Genomic DNA, 24,424 nt, shown 5'->3' on the forward strand with positions numbered 1-24,424 from the left:
GTTCTCCGCCATGCCCGATCACTCCTCCACTCCGAGACGCTCACCGTGTGTCCGGCGGGAACCGATCGCTTCCCGCCGCAACAGGCACCGGCCCGGCGGGCGCGGCCCACACGGGCGGGGGGCGGCGGGGCACCGGCTCGGCGGGCGCGGCCCGCACGGGGGGCGGGTGCGTCACAGCTGCGCTGCAGTCCCGCCCCGACCGCACAAGCCCCCCACCCCCGGCTCGTAGACTCGTCGCCGTGGACACGACCCTTCAGGACCCCCTCGTCGGGCGGCTGCTCGACGGCCGCTACCGCGTCGACGCGCGCATCGCCGTCGGCGGGATGGCCACCGTCTACCGGGCCGTCGACACCCGCCTCGACCGCGTCCTCGCGCTCAAGGTGATGCATCCGGCCCTCGCCGCCGACGCCGCCTTCGTCGAGCGGTTCATCCGCGAGGCGAAGTCCGTGGCCCGGCTCGCGCACCCGAACGTCGTCGGGGTCTTCGACCAGGGCGCCGAGGGCGCGTACGTCTATCTGGCGATGGAGTACGTCGCCGGCTGCACCCTCCGTGACGTCCTGCGCGAGCGCGGCGCCCTCTCGCCCCGTGCCGCGCTCGACATCCTGGAGCCGGTGCTCGCCGCGCTGGGCGCCGCGCACCGGGCGGGTTTCGTGCACCGGGACATGAAGCCGGAGAACGTCCTGATAGGGGACGACGGCCGGGTGAAGGTCGCCGACTTCGGCCTCGTACGGGCCGTGGGCTCGGCGACGGCCACGACCGGCGCGGTCCTCGGCACGGTCTCGTACCTCGCGCCGGAGCAGATCGAGCACGGCACCGCCGACACCCGCGCCGACGTGTACGCCTGCGGTGTCGTCCTCTACGAGATGCTGACCGGCGGCAAGCCGCACTCCGGCGACACCCCGGCCCAGGTGCTCTACCAGCACCTGAACACCGACGTGCCCGCCCCCTCGGCGACCGTCCCCGGGCTCGCCCCGGAGCTGGACGCGCTGGTAGCGGCAGCCGCGGCCCGCGATCCCGAGGCCCGTCCGCACGACGCCGTCGCCCTGCTCGGCCTGCTCCGGGAGGCCCGTGCCGGGCTCGGCGACGAGCAGCTGGACGCGGTGCCTCCGCTCGCGCGGTCCGAGGTCCGGGACACCACCGAGGACCGGACGAGCGTGATCGCCCGTCCCGTACCCACGGAAGCCGACGTCCTGCACACCAACCGGCTGCCCGCCCCGGAGGCACCCCCCGCCGCCCGCCGCCGACCCCCGCGCGGCCCCCTTCTCGTCGTCGTCGTCGTCCTGCTCGCCCTCGGCCTGGGCACCGGCGTCTGGTACATCAGCTCCGGCCAGTTCACCCGGGTCCCCGCCGTCCTCGGCCAGTCCGAGGCCGCCGCGACGAAGCGCCTCACCGACGCCGGTCTCGAGGTCGGCACCACGAAGCGCGCCTTCAGCGACGTGTACGAGCGCGGCACGGTCATGGCCGTCGACCCGGCCCCCGGCGAGCGCGTCCGGGGCAACGGCACGGTCACCCTCACGCTCTCCCGCGGCCCGGAGATCGTGAAGGTGCCCAACCTCAAGGGCAAGCCGCTCGCGGAGGCCAAGCGCCTCCTGAAGCAGGAGGGACTCGCCCCCGGGATGATCACCGAGGAGTTCAGCGACTCCGTGGCGCAGGGCTCCGTGATCGGTTCCGACCCCGAGCCCGGCACCGAGCGCAGCCCCGACTCGGCCGTCGCCCTGGTGGTCAGCAAGGGTGCCCCGATCGACGTGCCCGACGTCAGCGGCGAGACCGTCGCCGACGCCACGGCCGCCCTCCAGGAGGAGGGGCTCACCGTCCGGGTCGCCCCGGAGCGGATCAACTCCCCCGAGGACGCCGGCACCGTCGCGGCCCAGTCCCTCGCCGGGGGCAGCCGGGCCGCCGAGGGCGACGTCATCACCCTCACCGTCTCCAAGGGGCCGAAGCCGGTCGAGGTCCCGGACGTGACGGGGCGGTCGACCGCGGACGCGCGTGCGACCCTGGAGGACGCGGGCTTCGAGGTGAAGGTCGAGAAGTCCTTCCCCTACCTCGGCGACACGGTCGCGAGCCAGTCCGTGAAGGGCGGCGAGACCGCGCCCGAGGGCTCCACCATCACCATCACGATCAAGGGACTCTAGAAACCCATGCGCAACCCCGTCGGCGGCCATGTCCCCGTGGCCGGTGGCCTCGCCACGGTCGGCCTCGGCTACGCCCGTGAGCTCGGCGCCGAGACCGTGCAGGTCTTCGTCGCCAATCCGCGCGGCTGGGCGACCCCGGTCGGCAATCCGGCCCAGGACGAGCGCTTCCGGGCCGAGTGCGAGGCCGCGTCGATCTCGGCGTGGGTGCACGCCCCGTACCTGATCAACTTCGGGTCCCACACCGAGGCCACGGTGGAGAAGTCGGTGGAGTCGCTGCGGCACTCGCTGCGCCGGGGCCGGGAGATCGGCGCCAAGGGCGTGGTGGTGCACACCGGCTCGGCGACCGGAGGCCGGCCGCGCGAGGTGGCTCTCGCCCAGGTGCGGGAGCGGATGCTGCCGCTCCTCGACGAGCTGACGCACGAGGACGATCCGTACCTGCTGCTGGAGTCGACGGCGGGTCAGGGCTTCTCGCTCTGCTCGCGGACCTGGGACTTCGGCCCGTACTTCGACGCGCTCGACCACCACCCGAAGCTGGGCGTCTGCCTCGACACCTGTCACGTCTTCGCGGCCGGCCACGACCTGGCGGGCCCGCACGGGGCGGCGCAGACGCTGGACCTGCTGGTGGAAACGGTCGGCGAGGGGCGACTGAAGCTGATCCACGCCAACGACTCGAAGGACGTCGTGGGCGCGCACAAGGACCGGCACGCGAACATCGGGGCAGGTCACATCGGTGAGGAGGCCTTCGGGAACCTCCTGCGGCACCCGGCCACCGAGAACGTACCGCTGATCATCGAGACCCCGGGCGGCAAGGAAGGGCACGTCGCCGACATCGAGCTCCTGAAGAAGCTCCGCGAGCGCCGAGGTTGATCGTTTCCTCTTGAGGAATACCCTAGGGGGGTATACGGTTCTAGCGGCGGCAGGAACCGTACCCGAGGTTGGGGGCACCTCCCATGCAACACGAAGCGCACGCACACCACGGTCATGAAGGCCACGAGGGCCATGAGGGTCACGAGGGCCACGCCGGTCACACCGAACACGGAGACCACGGCGGCCACGCCGGTCACGTCGAGCACGGGGACCACAGTGGCCACGCCGGCCACAAGGATCACACCGGTCACGAGGCCCACGCGACCCACGGCGACCACCAGAGCCACGCCCACCACGCCGGCCACGAGGGCCATCACGCCCCCGGCGGCGCCGTCTCCTGGTCCATGGCCGCCCAGGCCACCCTGCACTGCCTCACCGGCTGCGCCATCGGCGAGGTCCTCGGCATGATCATCGGCACCGCGTTCGGCTGGGGCAACCTGCCGACGATGGTCCTCGCGATCATCCTGGCCTTCTTCTTCGGCTACGCGCTCACCCTGCGCGGCATCCTGAAGGCCGGCGTCGACTTCAGGACGGCCTTCAAGGTCGCCCTCGCCGCCGACACCCTCTCCATCGCCGTCATGGAGATCATCGACAACGGCGTCATCGCCCTCTGGCCCGGCGCCATGGACGCGCACCTCGACGAGCCGCTCTTCTGGATCGTGCTCGCGATCTCGCTCGGCGTCGCCTTCGTGCTGACCACGCCGGTCAACAAGTGGATGATCGGCCGCGGCAAGGGCCACGCGGTGGTCCACCAGTACCACCACTGACCGCACGAGGGACGGTCCGGAGCCACTACAGCTCCGGGCCGTCTCCCGGTTCCTCCTGGTACGAGTAGCGCTGCTCCGTCCACGGGTCACCGAGGTTGTGGTAGCCGCGCTCCTCCCAGAAGCCCCGGCGGTCGGCCGCCATGTACTCCACGCCCCGGACCCACTTGGGCCCCTTCCAGGCGTACAGGTGCGGGACGACGAGCCGCAGCGGGAAACCGTGCTCGGCGGTGAGCAGCTCCCCGTCCTTGTGGGTGGCGAAGATCGTGCCGTCCGCGGCGAAGTCGGCGAGCCGCATGTTGGCGCTGTATCCGTACTCGGCCCAGACCATCACGTGGGTCACATGGGGTGCGGGCGGGGCGAGCTCCAGGATCGTGCGGGCGGGGACACCGCCCCATTCGGCCCCGAGCATGCTGAACTTCGTGACGCAGTGCAGATCGGCCACGACCGTGGAGAACGGAAGGGCCGAGAACTCCTCGTGGTTCCAGCACCGCTTGTCGCCGTCGGCGGTCGCCCCGAAGACGCGGAACTCCCAGCGGTCCGGCTTGAACTTGGGGACGGGCCCGTAATGGGTGACCGGCCAGCCGCGCTGCAGCCGCTGCCCCGGGGGCAGATCCGGCGGAAAGTCCGGCGAACGATCCGGCTGACCCGCTTCCCGGTGTACTCCGCTCTCCGGCTGACCCATGTCATCCATGGTGACAGACGGCGAGGGGTGGTCATGACCAGGCGACCGTCCCGGCAGAGCGATTGGGGCAACTGCGACTAAGCCTGCACTTACTGGACGCCCCCCATTCGGGGTGCGAGGATGCGGCCATCCCGCCCAGTGACGGCGTAGACACATAACGTGGAAGGAGCCTGGAGCGATGCAGGGCGACCCCGAGGTCCTCGAGTTCCTCAACGAGCAGCTGACCGGCGAGCTGACGGCCATCAACCAGTACTGGCTGCACTACCGCATCCAGGACAACAAGGGGTGGACGAAGCTCGCCAAGTACACCCGCGAAGAGTCCATCGACGAGATGAAGCACGCGGACAAGCTGACCGAGCGCATCCTGATGCTCGACGGCCTGCCCAACTACCAGCGGCTCTTCCACGTGCGGGTCGGCCAGACGATCACCGAGATGTTCCAGGCGGACCGACAGGTCGAGGTGGAGGCGATCGACCGCCTCAGGCGCGGGATCGAGGTCATGCGCGCCAAGGGGGACGTCACGTCCGCCAACCTCTTCGAGGAGATCCTGGCCGACGAGGAGCACCACATCGACTACCTGGACACGCAGCTGGAACTGATCGAGTCCCTGGGTGAGGCGCTGTACCTCTCGACGCTGATCGAGCAACCCAGCTAGGGCCGCTCTAAGCGGCTTCCGACAGCTCGGTCACTTCCGCCGTCAGGGCGGGCATGCCCTGGTCCAGGAGCTCGCGTCGCGGGCAGCTGCCGCGCCCGAGGATGGCCTGGATGCGACGGACGCAGGAACCGCAGTCCGTGCCGGCCTTGCAGGCCGAGGCTATCTGGCGGGGCGTGCACGCGCCCGCGTCCGCATGCTCCTTGACCTGCTTCTCCGTGACACCGAAGCATGAGCAGACGTACACGCGGTTCACCTCCCGCCGAGATCGTTAAGGCTAACCTAACCTTACCCGGCGGCCCGGAGCCCCAAAAGCCCCGGATACGACGATGGGGCACGGATCACAGCGATCCGTGCCCCATCTCCGTAGGAAGCTACTTACTGATCGCGGTACATCTCCGCCACCAGGAACGCCAGGTCGAGCGACTGGCTGCGGTTGAGCCGCGGGTCGCAGGCCGTCTCGTAGCGCTGGTGCAGGTCGTCGACGAAGATCTCGTCGCCGCCGCCCACGCACTCGGTGACGTCGTCACCGGTGAGCTCGACGTGGATGCCGCCCGGGTGGGTGCCCAGCGCCTTGTGGACCTCGAAGAAGCCCTTGACCTCGTCGAGCACGTCGTCGAAGCGGCGGGTCTTGTGGCCGGAGGCGGCCTCGAAGGTGTTGCCGTGCATCGGGTCGGTGACCCAGGCGACGACCGCGCCGGAGGCGGTGACCTTCTCGACCAGCTCGGGGAGCTTGTCGCGGACCTTGTCGGCGCCCATGCGGACGATGAAGGTCAGCCGGCCCGGCTCGCGGTCCGGGTCGAGACGGTCGATGTACGTGAGCGCCTCGTCCACCGTGGTGGTCGGGCCGAGCTTGACGCCGATCGGGTTGGCGATCTGCGAGCAGAACTCGATGTGCGCGTGGTCCAGCTGGCGGGTGCGCTCACCGACCCAGACCATGTGGCCGGAGGTGTCGTACAGCCTGCCGGTGCGCGAGTCCGTGCGGGTCAGGGCGCCCTCGTAGTCGAGCAGCAGCGCCTCGTGGGAGGCGTAGAACTCGACGGCCTTGAACTCGGCCGGGTCGGTGCCACAGGCCTTCATGAAGTTCAGGGCGTTGTCGATCTCGCGGGCGAGCGCCTCGTAGCGCTGGCCCGAGGGGGACGACTTCACGAAGTCCTGGTTCCAGGCGTGGACCTGGCGCAGGTCGGCGTAGCCACCGGTGGTGAAGGCGCGGACCAGGTTGAGCGTGGAGGCGGAGGCGTTGTACATCCGCTTCAGGCGCTCGGGGTCCGGGATGCGGGCCTTCTCGTTGAAGTCGAAGCCGTTGACGGAGTCGCCCCGGTAGGTGGGGAGCGTCACGCCGTCGCGGGTCTCGGTCCCCTTGGAGCGGGGCTTCGAGTACTGGCCGGCGATGCGGCCGACCTTCACCACGGGCACGGAGGCCGCGTAGGTGAGGACGGCGCTCATCTGGAGCAGCGTCTTGAGCTTGGCCCTGATGTGGTCGGCGGACACGGCGTCGAAGGCCTCGGCACAGTCGCCGCCCTGGAGCAGGAACGCCTCGCCACGGGCGACGGCTCCCATCCGGGCGCGCAGCTGGTCGCACTCGCCGGCGAAGACGAGCGGAGGATACGACTCGAGGTCCGCGATCACATCGCGCAGAGCCTCGGCATCGGGGTACTCGGGCTGCTGCGCCGCGGGCAGGTCTCGCCAGGTCGCCTTGGCGACGGCGTGGGATTCAGCGTTCACGGTCACAAGCACCACAGTAAGGGGTTCTTCGTCCGGTCCTGTCCCCCTGCTCAATGGCTGAGACGCGCGCCCCCCGGGTCACACCCGAAATGTCCGCCGAGGACCTTCAGGACGTCGGGGGGTGTTACCCTCTGGCCCGTTTGACAAGAACACAGTCGAATTCACAGGGGTGGGCGTGACCCAGAGGCACCGCAGGGACCGCAAGAAGAAACGACTCTTGTACGGGGCGGCAGCCGCTGTCGTCGCCACCGCCACCATCGGCACCATCGCGGTCGCCTCGCCGGGCCTCCTCGGCGCGCCGGGCGACACGTCCGGAGGTGACCTTCCCCTCCAGACGCAGTTCGCAAACGCGGCGCGCGAGTTCGATGTGCCGCAGAGCGTGCTGATGGCGGTGTCGTACCAGCAGACGCGCTGGGAGTCGCACGACGGCGAGCCGAGCACGACCGGCGCGTACAACGTCATGGGGTTGACGAAGGTCGACCCGGAGGACGTACAGCAGAAGGTCACCGACGAGCAGATCGAGCACTTCAACGGCTCGGGCCGGCCGGAGATCGAGAAGACCTTCGACCGCGAGAAGGTCCGGCGCATCCTGGAGAAGGCGGTCGTCGACACCGACGACCCCCGGCTCCACACCCTGGACAAGGCCGCCGAGCTGATCGACAGCTCCACCGAGGCCGTCCAGAACGACACCGCCGCGTCCATCCGCGCCGGCGCCGCGCTCCTCGCCGACTACCAGAAGCAGGCGGGCGCCGAGCTGTCGGAGGACCCGGGCGACTGGTACCCGGCCGTGGCCCGCTACAGCCAGTCCCCCGAGAAGAAGGGCGCCGACCTCTTCGCGAAGCGCGTCTTCGAGTCGATCGAGAAGGGCGAGCGGGAGCTCACCCTCGACGGCGAGCAGGTCGCCCTGCCGGCCGACCCCTCGGTCGAGCCGGTCAAGCCGGCGAACGTGCCGCTGGCCGCCAGCTTCGCAAGCACGACGGAGACCACGCTCCCCGAGTGCCCGCCCGGGCTGAACTGCAACGTCAAGCTGAGCGTGCCCTCCTCCACGGGCAAGAAGAACTACACCGCGGGTGACCGCCCCAACCAGGGCGTGGACATCCGTCAGATCGTCATCCACGACACCGAGGGCGGCTACGACGGCTCGCTCAAGGTGCTCACCGACCCGAACGGTCCGGGCAGCGCCCACTACCTGATCCGGGCCCAGGACGGTCTGGTCACCCAGATGCTCGAGAACAAGAACCTGGCGTGGCACGCGGGCAACTGGACCCACAACATGCACGCCATCGGCGTGGAGCACGAGGGCTACGCCATCAAGGAGGGCAGCTGGTACACCGAGCCCCAGTACCGCTCCTCCGCGGCGCTGGTGAAGTACCTGGCGACCACGTTCCATGTGCCGATCGACCGTGAGCACATCATCGGCCACGACGAGGTGGCGCTCCAGACGGACGGCAACGTCGCCAATCTCCACTGGGACGCGGGCCCGTACTGGGACTGGAACTACTACATGTCGCTCCTCGGCGCCCCGCAGGGCGACAAGGGCGCGGGCGGTCTCCTCAGGGCCGGCCAGGTGGTCCGGGTCGTCCCGCCGTTCACCACGGCGAACCAGCCGAAGCTGACCACCGGTGGCACGGCCGTCCCGGGCCGCCCGTCCAACTTCGGCTACCTGTACACGTCGCCCTCGACGAGCGCGACGCCGCTGAAGGACCCGTACTACTCCTCGGGCTGGTCCGAGGGATCGAACTACGGCGACAAGGTCCGCGCCGGCGGCCTCTACGTCGTCGCCGAGGCCCGGACCGACTGGACGGCGATCTGGTACGCGGGCGTGAAGGCCTGGTTCCAGAACCCGGGCGGCCAGTACACCGTGCCGGTGTCCGGTGCCACGACCGTGAAGCTCAAGGCGGGTCTCGCCTCGACCAAGGTCTTCGGCCGCTCCTTCCCCGACACCGCCGCCTACACCGCGGCGGGTCTGGAAGCCCCGGGCGACGAGAACGCCCCGCTGTCGAAGTTCACCTTCGCCTCCGGCCAGGCCTACGTGAAGGCCGGTCCGGCGGTGAAGGGCGACGACTGGTTCGGCTCCGCCCAGAAGAACGTCGTCGGCAACGTGCTCTTCGTGCCGATCCGCTTCCACCACAAGATCGTCTGGGTGAAGCAGGACGACATCGTGGAGGCGCCCGGCGCCGCGCCCGTCGCCACGAACAACCGCTACAACCTCCTCACCCGCGACGCCTCCGGTGTCCTCTGGCAGTACCAGGGCACCGGCAGCGCCACCGCTCCCTTCCTCACGCGGTACCGGGTCGGCGGTGGCTGGCAGGTCTACAACGCCGTCACCCCGCTGACGGCGCTCCGCGCCGACGGCACCGGTGACGCCGTGGCCCGTGACACCTCCGGCGTGCTCTGGTACTACCAGGGCAGCGGCAACCCGTCCGCGCCGTTCAAGGCCCGGCTGAGGACCGGTGGCGGCTGGCAGGTCTACGACCGGGTCATCGGCGTCCGCGACCTCACCGGGGACTCCAAGCCGGACCTGATCGCCCGCGAGAAGTCGGGCGTGCTGTGGCTGTACAAGGGCACCGGCACCCCGACGACGCCGTTCGCCCCCCGGGTGAAGATCGGCACCGGCTGGCAGATCTACAACGACATCGTCAGCACCGGCGACCTGACCTCCGACGGCAAGCCGGACATGATCGGCCGCGACGCCACCGGAGCGCTCTGGCTGTACAAGGGCACCGGCAGCGCCACCGCCCCGTACGCCACGCGCGTCAAGGTGGGCACCGGCTGGCAGATCTACAACAGCATCACCGGACCGAGTGACCTCACCGGTGACGGCAAGGTCGACTTCGTCGCCCGTGACGGCGCCGGCGCCCTGTGGCTGTACAAGGGCACCGGCAGCGCCACCGCCCCGTACGCCACGCGCGTGCAGGTCGGTCCGGGCTGGCAGTCCTACAACCTGATCTTCTGATCGGGTAGTTGGACCGGCCCCGGGGCCCGGCTCGCACCGTCCACGGTGCGGACCGGGCCCCGTTCGCGTGCCCGGCTGGGTTACAGTGCTCGCATGTACGCGCACTCGAACCAGAACTGGTGGTGGACCGCTCATCCGGCGGCCCACTGATCTCGCGTACACCGACAGACACGCGAAGGCCGCCCGAGGGGCGGCCTTTCTCGTACCCGGGGCCGTTCCTCCTCTCCGTACTCCACTCGGAAGGAACGACACGCCCCATGGACCTCTCCCGTCTCCTCGACGACTCCTGCCCTCCCTTCGCCCTGCTGCGCCGCCGCACCCCCGGCCGTGACCACGACACCGTCGAGGTGCTGATCGGCCGGGTCCACGAGGCCGAGCGCCTCGCGGAGCTGCCCGTGGGCCCGATGCCGACGCTCGCCCTCGTGCCGTTCCGGCAGATCCGGGAGCGCGGCTTCGACGTGCGGGACGACGGCACCCCGCTCTCCGTGCTCGTCGCCGACGAGGCGTACGAGCTGCCGCTCTCCGAGGCCCTGGCCTCGCTGCCCGCCCACGACGTACGGGTGGAGGGCGGCGGTTTCGACGTCTCCGACGAGGCCTACGCACAGACCGTGCGGCGGGTCATCGACGAGGAGATCGGCTCCGGCGAGGGCGCGAACTTCGTGATCCGGCGCACCTACACCGGTGAGATCCCGGGCTTCGGGCGCGCCGACGCGCTCGCCCTGTTCCGGCGGCTGCTCGCGGGCGAGCGGGGCGCGTACTGGACGTTCGTCGTGCACACCGGGGAGCGGACGCTCGTCGGGGCGAGCCCCGAGGTGCACGTCCGGATGTCGGGAGGGACGGTCGTGATGAACCCGATCAGCGGCACGTACCGCTACCCGGCCGGGGCCGCCCCGACCGCCGAGGACCTGCTCGCCTTCCTCGCCGACCGCAAGGAGACCGAGGAGCTCTCCATGGTGGTGGACGAGGAGCTGAAGATGATGTGCACGGTGGGCGACATGGGCGGGGTGGTGGTCGGGCCCCGGCTCAAGGAGATGGCCCATCTGGCGCACACCGAGTACGAGTTGCGCGGGCGGTCCTCGCTCGACGTGCGGGAGGTGCTGCGGGAGACGATGTTCGCGGCGACCGTGACCGGCTCGCCGGTGCAGAACGCCTGCCGGGTGATCGGGCGTCACGAGGAGGGCGGCCGGGGGTACTACGCGGGCGCGCTCGCCCTGCTCGGCACGGACGGGAACGGGGCGCAGACGCTGGACTCCCCCATCCTCATCCGCACCGCCGACATCGCCGCCGACGGCCGGCTGCGGGTGCCGGTGGGGGCCACGCTGGTGCGGCACTCGGACCCCGAGGGCGAGGTCGCCGAGACCCACGCCAAGGCGGCGGGCGTCCTCACGGCCCTCGGCGTCCGGGAGGGTCGGCCGGCCGGCCCGTCGGCGCCGGTGCCGCCGCGGCTCGCCGACGACCCCCGGGTGCGGGCCGCGCTCGACGCGCGCCGGGCGGACCTCGCGCCGTTCTGGCTGAAGATGCAGGCCCGGTCCGCGGAGCTGTCCGGACACGCGCTCGTGGTCGACGCCGAGGACACCTTCACGGCGATGCTGGCGCACGTCCTGCGCTCCTCGGGCCTGGAGGTGTCGGTGCTCCGCTACGACGAGCCGGGGCTGCGGGAGCTGGCCCTCGCCCACGAGGGCCCGGTCGTCCTGGGACCCGGGCCCGGGAACCCCTCGGACGCCGCCGACCCGAAGATGCGCTTCCTGCGCGGCCTCACGGCCGAGCTGGTGCGGGACCACCGCCACGGCCTGCTCGGCGTCTGCCTCGGGCACGAGCTGATCGCGGCCGAGCTGGGCCTGGACATCGTCCGCAAGCGGACCCCGTTCCAGGGGGCGCAGCTGCGGATCGACCTCTTCGGTCAGGAGCAGACGGTCGGCTTCTACAACAGCTTCACGGCCCGCTGCGACGACCGGACGGCGACGGAGCTGGCGCTGCACCGCATCGAGGTGAGCCGGGACGCGAGGAGCGGCGAGGTGCACGCCCTGCGCGGGCCGGGCTTCGCGGGCGTGCAGTTCCATCCGGAGTCGGTGCTCACGACTGACGGGGCCGCGCTCACCGCCTCCCTGCTCGCGGGTGTGCTGGTCTAGGAGGCCCTCGGTACCAGGACGTTCTCGCCGCGCCGCCCGGCGACGTGGTCGAGGACGTTCTGGACGGTGGCGTCGATGATCTGGGTGACCGCGTCGGCCGTGTAGTACGCCTGGTGGGAGGTGACCACCACGTTCGGGAAGGTGACCAGGCGGGCCAGGGTGTCGTCCTCGACGACCTCCAGGGACTTGTCGAGGAAGAAGAGCCCGGCCTCCGCCTCGTACACGTCCAGTCCGACACCGGTGAAGCGGCCGGCGCGGAGCTCGGCGACGAGGGCCTCGGTGTCGACGAGGCCGCCGCGGCTGGAGTTCACCAGGATGGCGTCGTCCTTCATGGCCTTGAGTGCGGCGGCGTCGACGAGGTGGTGGGTGGCCTCCATGAGCGGGACGTGGAGGCTGATGAGGTCGGCCTCGGCGAGGAGCCGCTCCTTGTCGACGTACTTCATGCCGAGTTCCACGCAGGCGGGGTTCTCGGCGACGTCCCAGCCGAGGAGGTTCATGCCGAAGCCGTGGGCGATGCGGGTGAAGGCCTCGCCGATCCTGCCGGTGCCGAGGACGCCGACGGTACGGCCCCGCAGGTCACGGCCCATCAGTCCGTCGAGCCGGAAGTCGAAGTCGCGGGTCCGGTTGGAGGCGCGGACGATCCGGCGGTTGACGGCCAGGGCGAGGGTCCAGGCGAACTCGGCGACGGAGTACGGCGAGTAGGACGAGACCCGGGCGACGGTGAGGCCGAGGCGCTCGGCGACGTCCAGGTCGATGTTGTTGAAGCCGGTGGAGCGCTGGGCGATCAGCCGGGTCCCGCCGGCCGCGAGGGTCTGCAGGACCCGGTGGTTCAGGTCGGCGTTGACGCTGGTGGAGACGGCCTCGTAGCCGGCGGCGATGGGGGCGGTGTCCTCGTCGAGGAAGACGTCCAGGCAGCGGACGTCGTGGTGGCCGGCGAAGGCCTTCTCGAGGAGGGGCTTCTCGTCCGCCTGCACGCCGAATGCCAGGATCTCCACGGGATTCCCCTCATCGTCACGATGGGCCGCACATGCTCGATGCGCACGATATGCGTGATGTACGTGAATATCGCGCACATCACGCACGTCGTGCGCATACGGCCCTTCGGCCGGCCCGGCCGGCTCAGGCGTCGTCGAGGCCGCGCTCGATGGCGTACCGGACGAGCTCCACCCTGTTGTGCAGCTGGAGCTTGCCCAGGGTGTTCTGGACGTGGTTCTGCACCGTGCGGTGCGAGATGACCAGGCGCTCGGCGATCTGCTTGTAGCTGAGCCCCTTCGCGACGAGCCGCAGGACCTCCGTCTCGCGCTCGGTCAGCTGCGGGGCCTTCGGCTCGTCGCCGCCGGCCGCCGGGGCGGGCTCGGAGGCCAGCCGGCGGTACTCGCCGAGGACCAGTCCGGCCAGGCCCGGCGTGAAGACGGGGTCGCCGACGGCCGTCCGGCGGACCGCGTCGATCAGCTCCTCCGTACTGGCCGACTTGAGGAGGTAGCCCGTGGCGCCGGACTTGACCGCCTCCAGGACGTCGGCGTGCTCGCCGCTCGCCGACAGGACGAGGACCCGCAGCTCGGGCCGGCCGCCGACGAGTTCCTTGCAGACCTGGACGCCCGGCTTGACCGGCAGGTTCAGGTCCAGGACGAGGACGTCGGGGCCGGCCGCGACGGCGCGGCGCACGGCCTGCTCGCCGTCGCCGGCGGTGGCGACCACGTCGAAGCCCGCCTCGGCGAGGTCGCGGGCGACCGCGTCCCGCCACATCGGATGGTCGTCGACGACCATCACCTTGATCAACTGCTCGTTCACTTCTCCCCTGCCTTCCCCCGTGGGACCTTCAACTCGACTTCCGTGCCCTGACCGGGGACCGAGACCAGCTCGGCCGTGCCGCCCAGATCCCGCAGTCTCCCCCGGATGGACAGGGCGACGCCCATCCGGCCCTCGCCCTCCGCCTGCGCGAGACGGCCCTCCGGGATGCCGGGGCCGTCGTCCCGGACGGTGACGATCACCTCGTCCGGCCAGTCCTCGACCAGGATCCACGCGTGCGCGTCCTCGCCGGCGTGCACCCGGACGTTGTCCAGGGCGGCGCCGACGGCGGCGGCCAGTTCGCGGGCGGCGGCCGGCGGCAGCAGGACCGGGGCGCCCGGCTCGGAGAGCGTGACCCGGGCCCCGGCGCGCGGGGCGAGCAGGACCCGGAGGTCGACGGGGGCGTCCGCGTCGGGTTCGTCGTCCACGTCCACGACCCGGACGACGGCGCCCTCGGACTCGTCCTCGGAGACCAGGCTGGGCCGGGCGAGCCCGCCCGCGACGAGGGTGCGGAGGGCGATCTCCTGCTCCCCCGCCATCCGGCCCAGTTCGGCCGCCTCGCCGCCGAGCGCGGTGCCGCGCCGCTGCACCATCGCGAGGACCTGGAGGACGCTGTCGTGGATGTCGCGGGCGAGCCGCTCCCGCTCCCGGGTCGCGGCCTCGATCTCCAGGGCGCGGGCGAGGGTGCGCTCGGAGGCGCGGGCGACCTCGACGACGTAGCCGATGGCGATGGAGGCGACCCAGACGAGGAGCACGTTGTGGAAGGTGTCCCGGCTGGGGTGGCCGCGCTCGACGATGTTGGCGACGGCGACCAGGGAGGAGGCGACGCCTGCCCAGCGCCAGCCGCCCTTGATGGCGTAGGCGAGGACGGAGCCGGCGGTCCATATCGACGGCAGGGTGGGGCCGTCGGACGACTGGGCCTGGGCGTCGGCGAGCGGGGTGAGGAGGATGCCGACGAGGGCGATGGTGAGGTCGGCGACGAGGAAGCGCCTGGTGCAGCCGGCCGCGTTCGCCACCTTGGGGAGGGTGGCGAGGGTCCAGCAGCACAGCACCGCCAGATAGCCGACGGCGATCCAGGGCCGCTCGTACCCGCTCCGGCCGAAGGCGAACAGCAGGACCGCGTAGACCATCGTCAGGACGCGGTAGCCGGTCAGCGCCCGCCACAGCGGCTGCTCGACCGACATGCGCACGACACGCTCGCGCTTGGCCATCTCCCCCACCCCCGGGTCCCCGCGGGGACCTACGCGCCGGACTCTTCCCGAGCGGCGATCTCGGCCTTGACGGCCTCCTTGGCCGCCTTCTCCGCCTCCGCGATCTGCCGCTTGGCGGCCGTCGCGTAGATGTCGACGTACTCCTGGCCGGACAGCTTCATGATCTCGTACATGACCTCGTCGGTCACCGAGCGGAGGATGAAGCGGTCCCCCTCCATGCCCTGGTAGCGGGTGAAGTCCAGCGGCTTGCCGATCCGGATGCCCGGGCGCATCAGCTTGGGGACGACCTTGCCGGGCGGCTGGATCTTCTCGGTGTCGATCATGGCGACCGGGATCACGGGCGCGCCGGTGGCCAGGGCGACACGCGCCAGACCGCCGGGCTTGCCCCGGTAGAGGCGCCCGTCGGGCGAGCGGGTCCCCTCGGGGTAGATGCCGAAGAGGCCGCCGCCCTCGATGACCTCGATGCCGGCCTTGATGGCGGCCTCGCCCGCGCCGCGGGCACCCGAACGGTCCACCGGGAGCTGGCCGACGCCCTTGAAGAAGGCGGCGGTGAGCTTGCCCTTCACACCGGGGGTGGTGAAGTACTCGGCCTTGGCGATGAAGGTGACCTTGCGGTCCAGGACGGCGGGCAGGAAGAAGGAGTCCGAGAAGGACAGGTGGTTGCTCGCGAGGATCGCGGGTCCCTCGGCGGGGATGTTCTCCAGACCCTCCACCCAGGGCCGGAAGGCGAGCTTCAGGGACCCTCCGATGGAGAACTTCATTGCGCCGTAGATCAACTCGCCATGCCTTCCGTGTGCCGTCGCCACGACTTTATCCCGTACCGGCGCACGGCCCCGGCTACGGCCCTGGTCGGTGTCGGTCCGGTCGCGTACGGTGAAGGTCCTTCCCCATATTCCGTCGCTCCGGCGTACCCGAGGACGCCGGAGTCGCAACGAACAGGAGACCCCGGTGCCGGTCCTTCCCGGAGCCGAGCCGTACCGCCACGAAGGCGGAGAGGTCGGCGTCCTTCTCTGTCACGGATTCACCGGTTCCCCGCAGTCGATGCGTCCGTGGGCCGAGTACCTGGCCGAGCGCGGCCTGTCGGTGTCGGTGCCGCTGCTGCCGGGCCACGGCACCCGCTGGCAGGACATGCAGCTCACCACCTGGCAGGACTGGTACGCGGAGGTGGACCGGGCCCTGCGCGAGCTCCTGGAGCGGTGCCGGACCGTCTTCGTCTTCGGCCTCTCCATGGGCGGGGCCCTCACGCTGCGGCTGGCCTCCCAGCACGGCGACGCGGTGCGCGGCATCGTCCTGGTCAACCCGGCGAACAAGGTGCACGGCCTCGCCGCGCACGCGCTGCCCGTCGTCCGGCACCTGGTCCCCTCCACCAAGGGCATCGCCAGCGACATCGCCAAGGAGGGCGTGACCGAGCTCGGCTACGACCGGGTGCCGCTGCACGCCGCGCACACCATGCGCCGGTTCTTCCGGATCGTGGACGCGGAGCTCCCCCAGGTCACCCAGCCGGTGGTACTGCTCCACAGCCCCCAGGACCATGTCGTGCCGCCCGCCGACTCGGCCCGGATCCTCTCCCGCATCTCCTCGACGGACGTCAAGGAGATCCTGCTGGAACAGAGCTACCACGTGGCGACGTTGGACCATGACGCGGAGCGGATCTTCGACGAGAGCCTGGCCTTCATCGAGCGTCTGGCCCCGGAACTGGTCGACGGGAAGGGGAGCAGGAGCGGTGGCTGAGCAGCAGGACGGCGACGGGCGGGAGCCGCAGCCCATCGACGAGGAGGCGGCCTGGGCCGCGATCGTCGCCGGGTACGGCGAGGAGCCCGCGGACCCTCCGGGGGCGAAGCCGTTCCGGCCCGTCGAGAACCTGTCGCTGCCGGAGCCGGAGGACGGGGAGGAGGGGGAGGACGGGGAGATCCGGCCCGTGAAGGGCACGGCCTGGAAGCCGAGGCCGAAGCCCGCGGAGCCCGCGCCGGAGGACGACGGGCCGGAAGAGGACCCGGAGACGGGCCCCGAGCGGCCGGCGCTCGGCAGCTCGATCGTGTTCGCGCCCGGGGTGCGGACGGGCGGTCCCCGGGACTACTCGCCGGCCGAGCCGGACGACGCGGCGGGCGGCGCCGACGAGGGCCACTTCGTCCCGCCGGAGCCGCCTCCGCTGCCCGAGGCGGACGCGACGTCCAAGTTCGCCTGGCTCGCGGTCGTCGGCGGCCCGGTCCTGATGCTGCTCGCCGTCCTGCTCCAGTGGGACATGACCTGGTGGCTGACGACGCTCTGCGTGGGCGGCTTCCTGGGCGGCTTCGCGACCCTGGTGGCCCGGATGAAGCACGACGACGACGATGACGACGGCTTCGACGACCCGGGGCGCGGGGCGGTGGTGTAGCCCCCGGCCCCTACGGGGCGGGCACGCGGACCGCCGCGAGGACCGGAAGGTGGTCGGTGGCCGCCCGTAGGTCCTCGGGGTCGAGGTCCGTCGGGACCCCGCAGCCGAGGAACTCGATGCCCGGGGTCGCCAGGATCGCGTCGATGCGCTGGTGCGGGTCGGCGGGGGTCGAGGTGTACTCGCCGCCCCAGGGGCTGACCGCCCACCCGTCCTGGAGCTCCTTGGTGAGGCGGGTGAAGGCGGGGCCGCCGGGGCGTTCGTTCAGGTCGCCGGCGACGAGGGCGTGCGGGGTGCCGAGGGCGGCGACCCGGTCGAGGACCATCCCGGCCTGGGCGTACCGCTCGTCCTCCCGCAGGCTCAGATGGCAGCTGACGAGACCGAGCCGGGCCCCGGCGAAGCGGACGACCGCGGTCGCGAGACCGCGCCGGTGCAGGCCCGGCGTGAGCGGCAGCAGGACGTCCTCGGTCCGTTCCACGGTGGCCCGCAGGGAGCAGAGCAGGAGCGGCCCCGCCGCGGTGGCGCCGCCGCTCAGGACGACGAGCTCGCTCTTGGCGGCGAGCCGGGCGGCGTGTTTGCGCCAGCGGAAGAAGCGGGGGGCCTCCTGGACGAAGACGAGGTCCGGGGCGCAGCCGCGGATCACCCGGGCGAGGGCGTCCTCGTCGTCGCGCATCGAGCGGACGTTGTAGCTCAGGACCCGGAGGACGGCCGAACCGTCGCTCTCGGTGCGGGAGTTGGGCAGCTCACTGATCGCCATGACGGCCAACATACGACGACCGCCCGTCGTGTCCAGGGGGACGCGACGGGCGTACGCCGTTCGACGGTGCAGCAACGACGGCCGAAACCGTCATGTGAGCAACCCCCGCGGCGATCGACCACGTCCGCGAGAGCGGCGCCGGTCCAGGCGCGAAGGGGGCGGCTCAGCCCTGGCGGGCCAGGTCCGCGGCGCCGACCAGGCCTGCCTTGTTGCCGAGCTGGGCCGCGAGGACCTGCGCGTGCGGCCGCCACTGGCCGCCGATCAGCCAGCGCCGGAAGGACTTGCGGATCGGGTCGAGGACGAGGTCGCCCTCGTCCGAGACGCCGCCGCCGACGATGAACGCGGACGGGTCGAAGAGCGAGGCCAGGTCGGCGAGGCCGGCGCCCGCCCAGCGGGCCAGCTCGCGGAAGGAGTCGATGGCCACCGGGTCGCCCGCACGGGCGGCCTCGCTGACGTGCCGGCCCTCGATGCCCTCCGGGGTGCCGTCGCCGAGGCCCAGGAGGACCTCCGCGCGCTCCGGGGTGGCGTTGGCGCGCTGCTTGGCGTACCGGACGAGCGCGCGCCCGGAGGCGTACTGCTCCCAGCAGCCCTGGCTGCCGCAGCCGCACAGCAGACCGTCCGGGACGACCCGGATGTGGCCGAACTCGGCGGCCACGCCGAAGCGTCCGCGGCGCAGCTTGTTGCCGATGATGATGCCGCCGCCGAGGCCGGTGCCGAGGGTGATGCAGATGACGTCCTCGTGGCCCTGGCCGGCGCCGAAGCGGTACTCACCCCAGGCCGCCGCGTTGGCGTCGTTCTCGACGACGACGGGCAGACCGACCCGCTGCTCGACCTTGTCCTTGAGCGGCTCGTGCCGCCAGTCGATGTTCGGCGCGAAGAGGACGGTGGCGCGCTTGTCGTCGACGTAGCCCGCGGCTCCGATGCCGACGGCCTCGATCGAGTGGCCCTTGCCGGCCTCGGACACGGCGGCGCAGATGGCGTCGACGATGCCTTCGGGGGTCGGCGGGGTGGGCACGGTGTGCGTGTCGAGGATGTTGCCCTCCTCGTCGACCACGCCGGCCGCGATCTTCGTGCCGCCGATGTCGACGCCGATGGTGAGTCCCATGTGTCCCTCAGTTTTCGGTCGAGCCCCGCTAAGGCCCACCGTACCCGAGGGGAGGTGCCCCGCCGGTCAGTCGAGGTCGATGTGCTGGCCGGTTCCGGGCCCCTCGTCGTCCTTGCGGTCGTCCTTGCGGGGGACGTCCGGGTCGGCGTCCCGGCGCGGGTCGTCGTCCTCGGGTACGGCGCCGCCGCGGGTCCAGCGGCTCTCGTGGCCCTCGACGGCGGAGCGGTAGGCGGCGAGCAGCTCGCTGCCGGCGGCGGCGAGGTGGTCGAAGACCTGCGGGTTGCGCTCGATGACGGGCTCGACGGCGGCCTTCGCCTGGTTGACGAGCTGCTGCACGGTCTGCGCGGCGGTCTGCGCGGCCCGGCCGCCGAGGAGCGGGTTCCCGAGGCCGCCGGAGACCTTGTCGGCCACGGCCTCGAAGAGCCTGCGGAACTCCTCCGCGGGTGAGCCGGGCTCGGCCGCGGACTGCGCCCGGCGGCGGGCCTTCTCCGCCTCCAGGTCCTCGGCACAGGCCTTGGCCCAGGCGTCCGAATCGCTCATGGCGTACTCCTCAATGGCTGTGTACTTCGACGGTACACGCCACCTCAGGGGGTGCGGGGCCAGAGCCCGGGGTCGGGTGTGAAGCGCACCCGGAGGTCCCCCTCGACGAGCCCGGCGCCGGTGACCGTGCAGCGGCGCAGGGCTCCCGGCAGCGGGACGCCGCGGCGGAACGCGCCGACGGTCAGGAGCAGTTCGTCGCCGCGGCGGACGAGCGAGAGCTCCTCCTTGACGGCCCCCGGCAGGGGGATGTGCCAGACGAGGACGCCGTCCTCCCCGCGCCGGTCCTCGACGGTCCACTCCGGAACGGGGACGGGGACCGGCTCGGGCCGGACGGGCGCGAGGAGGACCAGGTCCTCGGCTCCGCGCGGGGCGCGGCCCAGGTGCGGCAGCTCGTACAGCTGCTCGCCGGTGGTGGTACGGAGCTCCGCGAGGTGCCGGTGCTGTTCGGCGGTGAGTCCGGCCAGCCACGGGTCCTCGGAGCCGGCCGGGAGGATCCGGTTCGCGACGACGGCGTCGAGGGCGAGGCGCTGGACGGCGAGGCCGAGCCGGGCGGTGCGCAGGGCGCGGGCGGCGGCGGGGCCGGGTTCGAGGACGAGGCGGACGGTGGTGGCGGGGGCCTCGACGACGGCCTGGACGGCGGCGAGCTCGGCCTCCCAGCGGGCCGTCGTCTCGTACAGCCACTGCGCGGGCATGGGGACGCCGGCGAGCTGGGCGAGCATCGGGCGCAGGGCGCGGGCGGCCTGGCGCTCCGGCGGCAGCAGGCGGCGCAGATAGCGGCGGAGCTGCGCGGGCAGGGCGAGGAGGGCGAGGGCCTCGTCGAGCGGGGGCAGGTCGACGACCGCGAGGTCGTGGTCCCCGGCGGCGGCGTCGCGCAGGGCCCGCAGCAGGGCGAACGGGCGGCTGCCGGGGAGCTCGGTCAGTTCGGCGTCCTCGAAGGGCGCGGCGCCGAGCAGGTCGAGGGCGGCGGAGGAACGGGCCTGGAGGGCGAGGAACTCCCGGCGGAAGTCGGCGCCGGGGTCGGGCCGGAGGATCCGGAGCCCCTCGATCGGTTCCGCGTCCTCGGAGACGAGCAGGACCCGGCGGCCGGCCCGCGCCCGCGCCTCGGCGAGGGCGGTGGCGGCGGCGAGGGTGGTGCGTCCGGCGCCGCCGGGGCCGGTGACAAGGATGATCCGCATACGGGGGACGTTACCGGGCCCGCGCCGGACCCCCGCCGCGGCCCTCCACCCCACCGGGACGATCGCCCACGCGGGGCCCGGAAGCCGGGGCCTACGCGCCTGATTCGACGCGCTTCTTCAGGCCGTCCAGTGCCCGGTCGATGATGACCTTCTCCGCCTTGCGCTTGATCATGCCGAGCATGGGGATCTTGACGTCGACCGTCAGCTGGTACGTCACCTCGGTGCGGTCGGCGCCGAGCGGCTTCAGGAGGTAGGAGCCGTCGAGGGAGCGGAGCATCTGGGACCTGACGAGGGTCCAGCTGACCTCGTTGTCCCCGGTCCAGGTGTACGCGAGGGTGTGGTCGTCCCTGATGGCGCCCGCGTCGAGGAGGAGGCGGACCTTCTCCGCGCGGCCCGCGGAGTCCTTCTCCAGGACTTCCGCCTCCTTCACCTCGCCGGTCCATTCGGGATAGCGGGCGAAGTCGGCGATCACGCTCATGACGTCGGCCGGCGCCGCCTCGATGGTGATGCTCGAGCTGGTGTGTTCGGCCATCGCGGTGGCTCCTCCACTGTGCGGTCCGGCGGAAGCGAAAGGGGCACAGGCGTGCCGACGGAAGGCTATCGCGCCCCCGTGCCCGCGCCGTCACCACTCCAGGGCGAAGGGCTTCCCGGTCGAGGCGAAGTGGCCGACGTTCACGCACTCGGTGGAGGCGATCCGCATGCGCCGGGCCAGCGGCTGGTGGACGTGGCCGAAGAGGGCGTAGCGGGGGCGGACGCGGTGGATGGCGTCGAGCAGGGCCCGACTGCCGCGCTCGAAGCGGCGGGCGACCGTGTCGTAGGTGAGGTCGGGCACGTCGGGCGGGATGTGGGAGCAGAGGACGTCGACGTCGCCGAGGGCCTCGACCTTGGCCGCGTACTCCTCGTCGGAGATCTCGTACGGGGTGCGCATGGGCGTGCGCAGCCCGCCGCCGACGAAGCCGAAGACGAGGCCGTCGAGTTCGACGCGGTGCCCGTCGAGGACCGTCGTCCCGGGGCCGGCGTACTCGGGCCAGAGCCGGGGGATGTCCACGTTCCCGTAGGTGGCGTACGTGGGGGTGGGGAACGCGGCGAAGAGTTCGGCGTACTGGCGGCGGACGGCGGCCTCGATGGCGGTGTCGCGGTCGACGTCGAGTCCGGCCCAGAGGCGGCGGCCGAGGTCGCGGGCCTCGTCGAAGCGGCGGGCGGTGCGGAGCTCGACGAGCCGGTCGGCGTTCTCGGTGCCGAAGAGGTCGGGGAAGATTCCCCGGCTGTGGTCGGCGTAGTCGAGGAAGAGGACCAGGTCACCAAGGCACACGAGGGCGTCGGCGCCCTCCCCCGCCTTGGCGAGGTCGCCGGCGTTGCCGTGTACGTCACTGACCACATGGACTCGCATGAGCCCACCTTAGGGGGTGTCACCTGCGGTTACTTGGGAGTCGTGAAACCTGTGGATTACTGTGCGCAGAGCACCGTCACGCCGGTGTGACGCACGGAACATCTCGCCGGGACCCCCTATCCGGAACCGAGTACTGACGAGTAACGTCCGGGCAGTCCAGTCGTGCTCACCCCCACTGAGCACCTGCCCGATCATGGACTTCACCGGTGCATCACACAGAGCCGTGGCGCCGGCGCCCGATGAGGAGCAGCAGTCTTGCGCGAGTTCAGCCTTCCGGCCCTGTACGAGGTCCCCACGGACGGCAACCTGACGGATCTCATCCGCCGCAACGCCTCCCAGCACCCAGACGTCGCCGTGATGGGGCGCAAGGTCGACGGCGTCTGGACGGACGTCACCGCCACGCAGTTCCTCGCCGAGGTCCGCGGGGTCGCCAAGGGCCTGATCGCCTCCGGCGTGGAGCCGGGCGACCGGGTCGCCCTGCTCTCCCGCACGCGCTACGAGTGGGTGCTCCTCGACTTCGCGATCTGGAGCGCGGGCGCGGTGACCGTGCCGGTGTACGAGACGAGCTCGCCGGAGCAGGTCCAGTGGATCCTGGGCGACTCGGGCGCGACCCTGGTGCTCGTCGAGAGCCCGGCGCACCAGGCCTCGGTGGAGTCCGTACGGGACCGGCTTCCGGAGCTCAAGGGCGTCTGGCAGATCGAGGACGGCGCGCTCGCTCAGCTCACGGCCACCGGCGCGGACGTCTCCGACGAGCTGCTCGACGAGCGCATGTCGACGGCGCACGCGGACGACCCGGCGACGATCGTCTACACCTCGGGCACGACGGGCCGCCCCAAGGGCTGTGTCCTGACCCACCGGGCCTTCTTCGCCGAGTGCGGCAACGTGGTGGAGCGGCTGAAGCCCCTCTTCCGTACGGGCGAGTGCTCGGTGCTGCTGTTCCTGCCGGCCGCGCACGTCTTCGGGCGGCTCGTCGAGGTCGCGTCCGTGATGGCGCCGATCCGGCTGGGCTGCGTCCCGGACATCAAGAACCTCACGGACGAGCTGGCCTCGTTCCGCCCGACGCTGATCCTGGGCGTGCCGCGCGTCTTCGAGAAGGTCTACAACTCGGCGCGGGCGAAGGCGCAGGCCGACGGCAAGGGCAAGATCTTCGACAAGGCCGCGCACACGGCCATCGCGTACAGCCGGGCCCTCGGCACCCCGCAGGGCCCGTCCTTCGGGCTCAGGCTGAAGCACAAGGTCTTCGACAAGCTGGTCTTCAGCAAGCTGCGGGCGGTGCTCGGCGGTCGCGGGGAGTACGCGATCTCGGGCGGCGCGCCGCTGGGCGAGCGGCTCGGCCACTTCTTCCGGGGCATCGGCTTCACGGTCCTGGAGGGCTACGGCCTGACGGAGTCGTGCGCGGCGACCGCGTTCAACCCGTGGGACCGGCAGAAGATCGGCACGGTCGGCCAGCCGCTGCCGGGCTCGGTGGTGCGGATCGCCGACGACGGCGAGGTGCTGCTGCACGGCGAGCACATCTTCACGGAGTACTGGAACAACCCGGCGGCGACGGCCGAGGCGCTGGCGGACGGCTGGTTCCACACGGGTGACATCGGCACGCTCGACGAGGACGGCTACCTCGCGATCACCGGCCGCAAGAAGGAGATCCTGGTGACGGCGGGCGGCAAGAACGTCGCCCCGGCGGTCATCGAGGACCGGATCCGGGCGCACGCGCTGGTCGCGGAGTGCATGGTGGTCGGCGACGGGCGTCCGTTCGTGGGCGCGCTGGTCACGATCGACGAGGAGTTCCTGGGCCGCTGGGCGAGCGAGCACGGCAAGCCGGCCGGTTCGACGGCGGCGTCCCTGCGGGAGGACGCCGAGCTGATCGCCGAGGTCCAGCGGGCGATCGACGACGGCAACGCCGCGGTCTCCAAGGCGGAGTCGGTCCGCAAGTTCCGCATCCTCCCGGCCCAGTTCACCGAGGAGGCGGGGCACATCACCCCGTCCCTGAAGCTGAAGCGGAACGTGGTGGCGAAGGACTTCGCGGACGAGATCGAGGCGATCTACAGCAAGTAGGAGCGGGTACGGAGGGGCCCGGGGCGATTCGGACCCAGCGCGGGGGCTATCCGCGAGCGCGTGTACGCACCGAGATAGGTCACCACGTCGACGTTGTCGCCGATGCGCCGCATGACCTGTCGGGC

At 71.7% G+C, this 24,424-nt stretch carries 23 protein-coding genes; 10 read left to right on the forward strand and 13 right to left on the reverse strand.

The window, feature by feature from the left end:
- The first annotated feature begins 239 nt into the window (after nt 1-239).
- The 3 genes from pknB (at nt 240) to ABZ318_RS30425 (ending at nt 3,766) form a co-directional block, all read left to right on the forward strand.
- Nucleotides 240-2,132, forward strand: coding sequence for a Stk1 family PASTA domain-containing Ser/Thr kinase (gene pknB, locus ABZ318_RS30415; protein WP_356905666.1), 1,893 nt, complete (start codon nt 240-242; stop codon nt 2,130-2,132).
- 6 nt (nt 2,133-2,138) lie between these two features.
- Nucleotides 2,139-2,999, forward strand: coding sequence for a deoxyribonuclease IV (locus ABZ318_RS30420; RefSeq protein ID WP_356905667.1), 861 nt, complete (start codon nt 2,139-2,141; stop codon nt 2,997-2,999).
- Between the two features lie 83 nt (nt 3,000-3,082).
- Complete coding sequence (locus tag ABZ318_RS30425; protein WP_356905668.1) at nt 3,083-3,766, forward strand: DUF4396 domain-containing protein; 684 nt, start codon at nt 3,083-3,085, stop codon at nt 3,764-3,766.
- A 25-nt stretch (nt 3,767-3,791) separates the two neighbouring features.
- Here ABZ318_RS30425 and ABZ318_RS30430 read toward each other — a convergent pair whose 3' ends face one another.
- Nucleotides 3,792-4,448, reverse strand: coding sequence for a sulfite oxidase-like oxidoreductase (locus ABZ318_RS30430; RefSeq protein ID WP_030693949.1), 657 nt, complete (start codon nt 4,446-4,448; stop codon nt 3,792-3,794).
- 178 nt (nt 4,449-4,626) lie between these two features.
- Here ABZ318_RS30430 and bfr point away from each other — a divergent pair, with 178 nt between their 5' ends.
- The gene (bfr, locus tag ABZ318_RS30435; RefSeq protein WP_041128810.1) at nt 4,627-5,103 is read left to right on the forward strand and encodes a bacterioferritin; all 477 of its coding nucleotides are present in this window, start codon (nt 4,627-4,629) and stop codon (nt 5,101-5,103) included.
- Nucleotides 5,104-5,110: 7 nt separating this feature from the next.
- Here bfr and ABZ318_RS30440 read toward each other — a convergent pair whose 3' ends face one another.
- Nucleotides 5,111-5,356: a (2Fe-2S)-binding protein gene (locus tag ABZ318_RS30440; RefSeq protein WP_356905669.1), complete on the reverse strand. Its 246-nt coding sequence runs from the start codon at nt 5,354-5,356 to the stop codon at nt 5,111-5,113.
- Nucleotides 5,357-5,478: 122 nt separating this feature from the next.
- Complete coding sequence (locus tag ABZ318_RS30445; protein ID WP_190157159.1) at nt 5,479-6,825, reverse strand: class II 3-deoxy-7-phosphoheptulonate synthase; 1,347 nt, start codon at nt 6,823-6,825, stop codon at nt 5,479-5,481.
- A 175-nt stretch (nt 6,826-7,000) separates the two neighbouring features.
- On the opposite strand from ABZ318_RS30445, the gene ABZ318_RS30450 reads away from it, so the two are divergent.
- The 3 genes from ABZ318_RS30450 to ABZ318_RS30460 all read left to right on the forward strand — a co-directional run bounded on the left by ABZ318_RS30450 (nt 7,001) and on the right by ABZ318_RS30460 (nt 11,910).
- Nucleotides 7,001-9,781, forward strand: a complete 2,781-nt coding sequence (locus tag ABZ318_RS30450) for an N-acetylmuramoyl-L-alanine amidase (RefSeq protein ID WP_356905670.1) — start codon at nt 7,001-7,003, stop codon at nt 9,779-9,781.
- A gap of 93 nt (nt 9,782-9,874) precedes the next feature.
- Entirely contained in the window at nt 9,875-9,931 is a 57-nt protein-coding gene (locus ABZ318_RS30455) for a trp operon leader peptide (RefSeq protein ID WP_223766914.1), read from the forward strand.
- A 107-nt stretch (nt 9,932-10,038) separates the two neighbouring features.
- Nucleotides 10,039-11,910 (forward strand): anthranilate synthase family protein, encoded by a 1,872-nt coding sequence (locus tag ABZ318_RS30460; protein ID WP_356905671.1) that lies wholly within the window; start codon nt 10,039-10,041, stop codon nt 11,908-11,910.
- Here the strand turns inward: ABZ318_RS30460 and ABZ318_RS30465 are convergent.
- The 4 genes from ABZ318_RS30465 to ABZ318_RS30480 all read right to left on the reverse strand — a co-directional run bounded on the left by ABZ318_RS30465 (nt 11,907) and on the right by ABZ318_RS30480 (nt 15,685).
- A complete protein-coding gene (locus ABZ318_RS30465) occupies nt 11,907-12,905 on the reverse strand; it encodes a 2-hydroxyacid dehydrogenase (protein WP_356905672.1) in 999 nt (332 codons plus the stop codon). The two genes, ABZ318_RS30460 and ABZ318_RS30465, sit on opposite strands and share 4 nt — an antisense overlap.
- Before the next feature lie 124 nt (nt 12,906-13,029).
- A complete protein-coding gene (locus tag ABZ318_RS30470) occupies nt 13,030-13,677 on the reverse strand; it encodes a response regulator transcription factor (RefSeq protein WP_030693942.1) in 648 nt (215 codons plus the stop codon).
- 20 nt (nt 13,678-13,697) lie between these two features.
- Nucleotides 13,698-14,909 (reverse strand): DUF5931 domain-containing protein, encoded by a 1,212-nt coding sequence (locus ABZ318_RS30475; RefSeq protein WP_356905673.1) that lies wholly within the window; start codon nt 14,907-14,909, stop codon nt 13,698-13,700.
- Between the two features lie 29 nt (nt 14,910-14,938).
- Nucleotides 14,939-15,685 (reverse strand): lysophospholipid acyltransferase family protein, encoded by a 747-nt coding sequence (locus ABZ318_RS30480; protein WP_174518248.1) that lies wholly within the window; start codon nt 15,683-15,685, stop codon nt 14,939-14,941.
- Nucleotides 15,686-15,857: 172 nt separating this feature from the next.
- Here ABZ318_RS30480 and ABZ318_RS30485 point away from each other — a divergent pair, with 172 nt between their 5' ends.
- Entirely contained in the window at nt 15,858-16,640 is a 783-nt protein-coding gene (locus ABZ318_RS30485; protein WP_356905674.1) for an alpha/beta fold hydrolase, read from the forward strand.
- Nucleotides 16,633-17,283: a hypothetical protein gene (locus tag ABZ318_RS30490; protein ID WP_356905675.1), complete on the forward strand. Its 651-nt coding sequence runs from the start codon at nt 16,633-16,635 to the stop codon at nt 17,281-17,283. Before ABZ318_RS30485 ends, ABZ318_RS30490 begins: the two co-directional genes overlap by 8 nt.
- Before the next feature lie 10 nt (nt 17,284-17,293).
- Here ABZ318_RS30490 and ABZ318_RS30495 read toward each other — a convergent pair whose 3' ends face one another.
- From ABZ318_RS30495 to ABZ318_RS30520, 6 genes are all read right to left on the reverse strand, one after another.
- Nucleotides 17,294-18,037, reverse strand: a complete 744-nt coding sequence (locus ABZ318_RS30495; protein ID WP_356905676.1) for an endonuclease/exonuclease/phosphatase family protein — start codon at nt 18,035-18,037, stop codon at nt 17,294-17,296.
- Between the two features lie 163 nt (nt 18,038-18,200).
- Nucleotides 18,201-19,142 carry an ROK family glucokinase gene (locus ABZ318_RS30500; RefSeq protein ID WP_356905677.1) on the reverse strand — a complete coding sequence of 314 codons (942 nt, stop codon included), beginning with the start codon at nt 19,140-19,142 and terminating at the stop codon, nt 18,201-18,203.
- Between the two features lie 66 nt (nt 19,143-19,208).
- Entirely contained in the window at nt 19,209-19,682 is a 474-nt protein-coding gene (locus ABZ318_RS30505; RefSeq protein WP_356905678.1) for a DUF5304 domain-containing protein, read from the reverse strand.
- Between the two features lie 44 nt (nt 19,683-19,726).
- Nucleotides 19,727-20,857, reverse strand: a complete 1,131-nt coding sequence (locus ABZ318_RS30510) for an ArsA-related P-loop ATPase (protein ID WP_356905679.1) — start codon at nt 20,855-20,857, stop codon at nt 19,727-19,729.
- A gap of 91 nt (nt 20,858-20,948) precedes the next feature.
- The gene (locus ABZ318_RS30515) at nt 20,949-21,389 is read right to left on the reverse strand and encodes an SRPBCC family protein (RefSeq protein ID WP_356905680.1); all 441 of its coding nucleotides are present in this window, start codon (nt 21,387-21,389) and stop codon (nt 20,949-20,951) included.
- 90 nt (nt 21,390-21,479) lie between these two features.
- Nucleotides 21,480-22,247: a metallophosphoesterase gene (locus ABZ318_RS30520; RefSeq protein WP_356905681.1), complete on the reverse strand. Its 768-nt coding sequence runs from the start codon at nt 22,245-22,247 to the stop codon at nt 21,480-21,482.
- Between the two features lie 255 nt (nt 22,248-22,502).
- Between ABZ318_RS30520 and ABZ318_RS30525 the strand changes: the two genes are divergently transcribed.
- Nucleotides 22,503-24,299 (forward strand): AMP-dependent synthetase/ligase, encoded by a 1,797-nt coding sequence (locus ABZ318_RS30525; protein WP_356905682.1) that lies wholly within the window; start codon nt 22,503-22,505, stop codon nt 24,297-24,299.
- The last annotated feature ends 125 nt before the right edge of the window (nt 24,300-24,424 follow it).

The sequence above is a fragment of the Streptomyces sp. NPDC006197 genome (assembly GCF_040613865.1).
GTDB lineage: Bacteria > Actinomycetota > Actinomycetes > Streptomycetales > Streptomycetaceae > Streptomyces.

Coding starts and splice junctions, on each gene's coding strand:
- ABZ318_RS30420 (WP_356905667.1), top strand. CDS start 2,139: ATGCGCAACCCCGTCGGCGGCCATGTCCCCGTGGCCGGTGGCCTCGCC.
- ABZ318_RS30425 (WP_356905668.1), top strand. CDS start 3,083: ATGCAACACGAAGCGCACGCACACCACGGTCATGAAGGCCACGAGGGC.
- ABZ318_RS30430 (WP_030693949.1), bottom strand. CDS start 4,448: ATGGGTCAGCCGGAGAGCGGAGTACACCGGGAAGCGGGTCAGCCGGAT.
- bfr (WP_041128810.1), top strand. CDS start 4,627: ATGCAGGGCGACCCCGAGGTCCTCGAGTTCCTCAACGAGCAGCTGACC.
- ABZ318_RS30460 (WP_356905671.1), top strand. CDS start 10,039: ATGGACCTCTCCCGTCTCCTCGACGACTCCTGCCCTCCCTTCGCCCTG.
- ABZ318_RS30470 (WP_030693942.1), bottom strand. CDS start 13,677: ATGGTCGTCGACGACCATCCGATGTGGCGGGACGCGGTCGCCCGCGAC.
- ABZ318_RS30475 (WP_356905673.1), bottom strand. CDS start 14,909: ATGGCCAAGCGCGAGCGTGTCGTGCGCATGTCGGTCGAGCAGCCGCTG.
- ABZ318_RS30495 (WP_356905676.1), bottom strand. CDS start 18,037: ATGGCGATCAGTGAGCTGCCCAACTCCCGCACCGAGAGCGACGGTTCG.
- ABZ318_RS30500 (WP_356905677.1), bottom strand. CDS start 19,142: ATGGGACTCACCATCGGCGTCGACATCGGCGGCACGAAGATCGCGGCC.
- ABZ318_RS30505 (WP_356905678.1), bottom strand. CDS start 19,682: ATGAGCGATTCGGACGCCTGGGCCAAGGCCTGTGCCGAGGACCTGGAG.
- ABZ318_RS30510 (WP_356905679.1), bottom strand. CDS start 20,857: ATGCGGATCATCCTTGTCACCGGCCCCGGCGGCGCCGGACGCACCACC.
- ABZ318_RS30515 (WP_356905680.1), bottom strand. CDS start 21,389: ATGGCCGAACACACCAGCTCGAGCATCACCATCGAGGCGGCGCCGGCC.
- ABZ318_RS30520 (WP_356905681.1), bottom strand. CDS start 22,247: ATGCGAGTCCATGTGGTCAGTGACGTACACGGCAACGCCGGCGACCTC.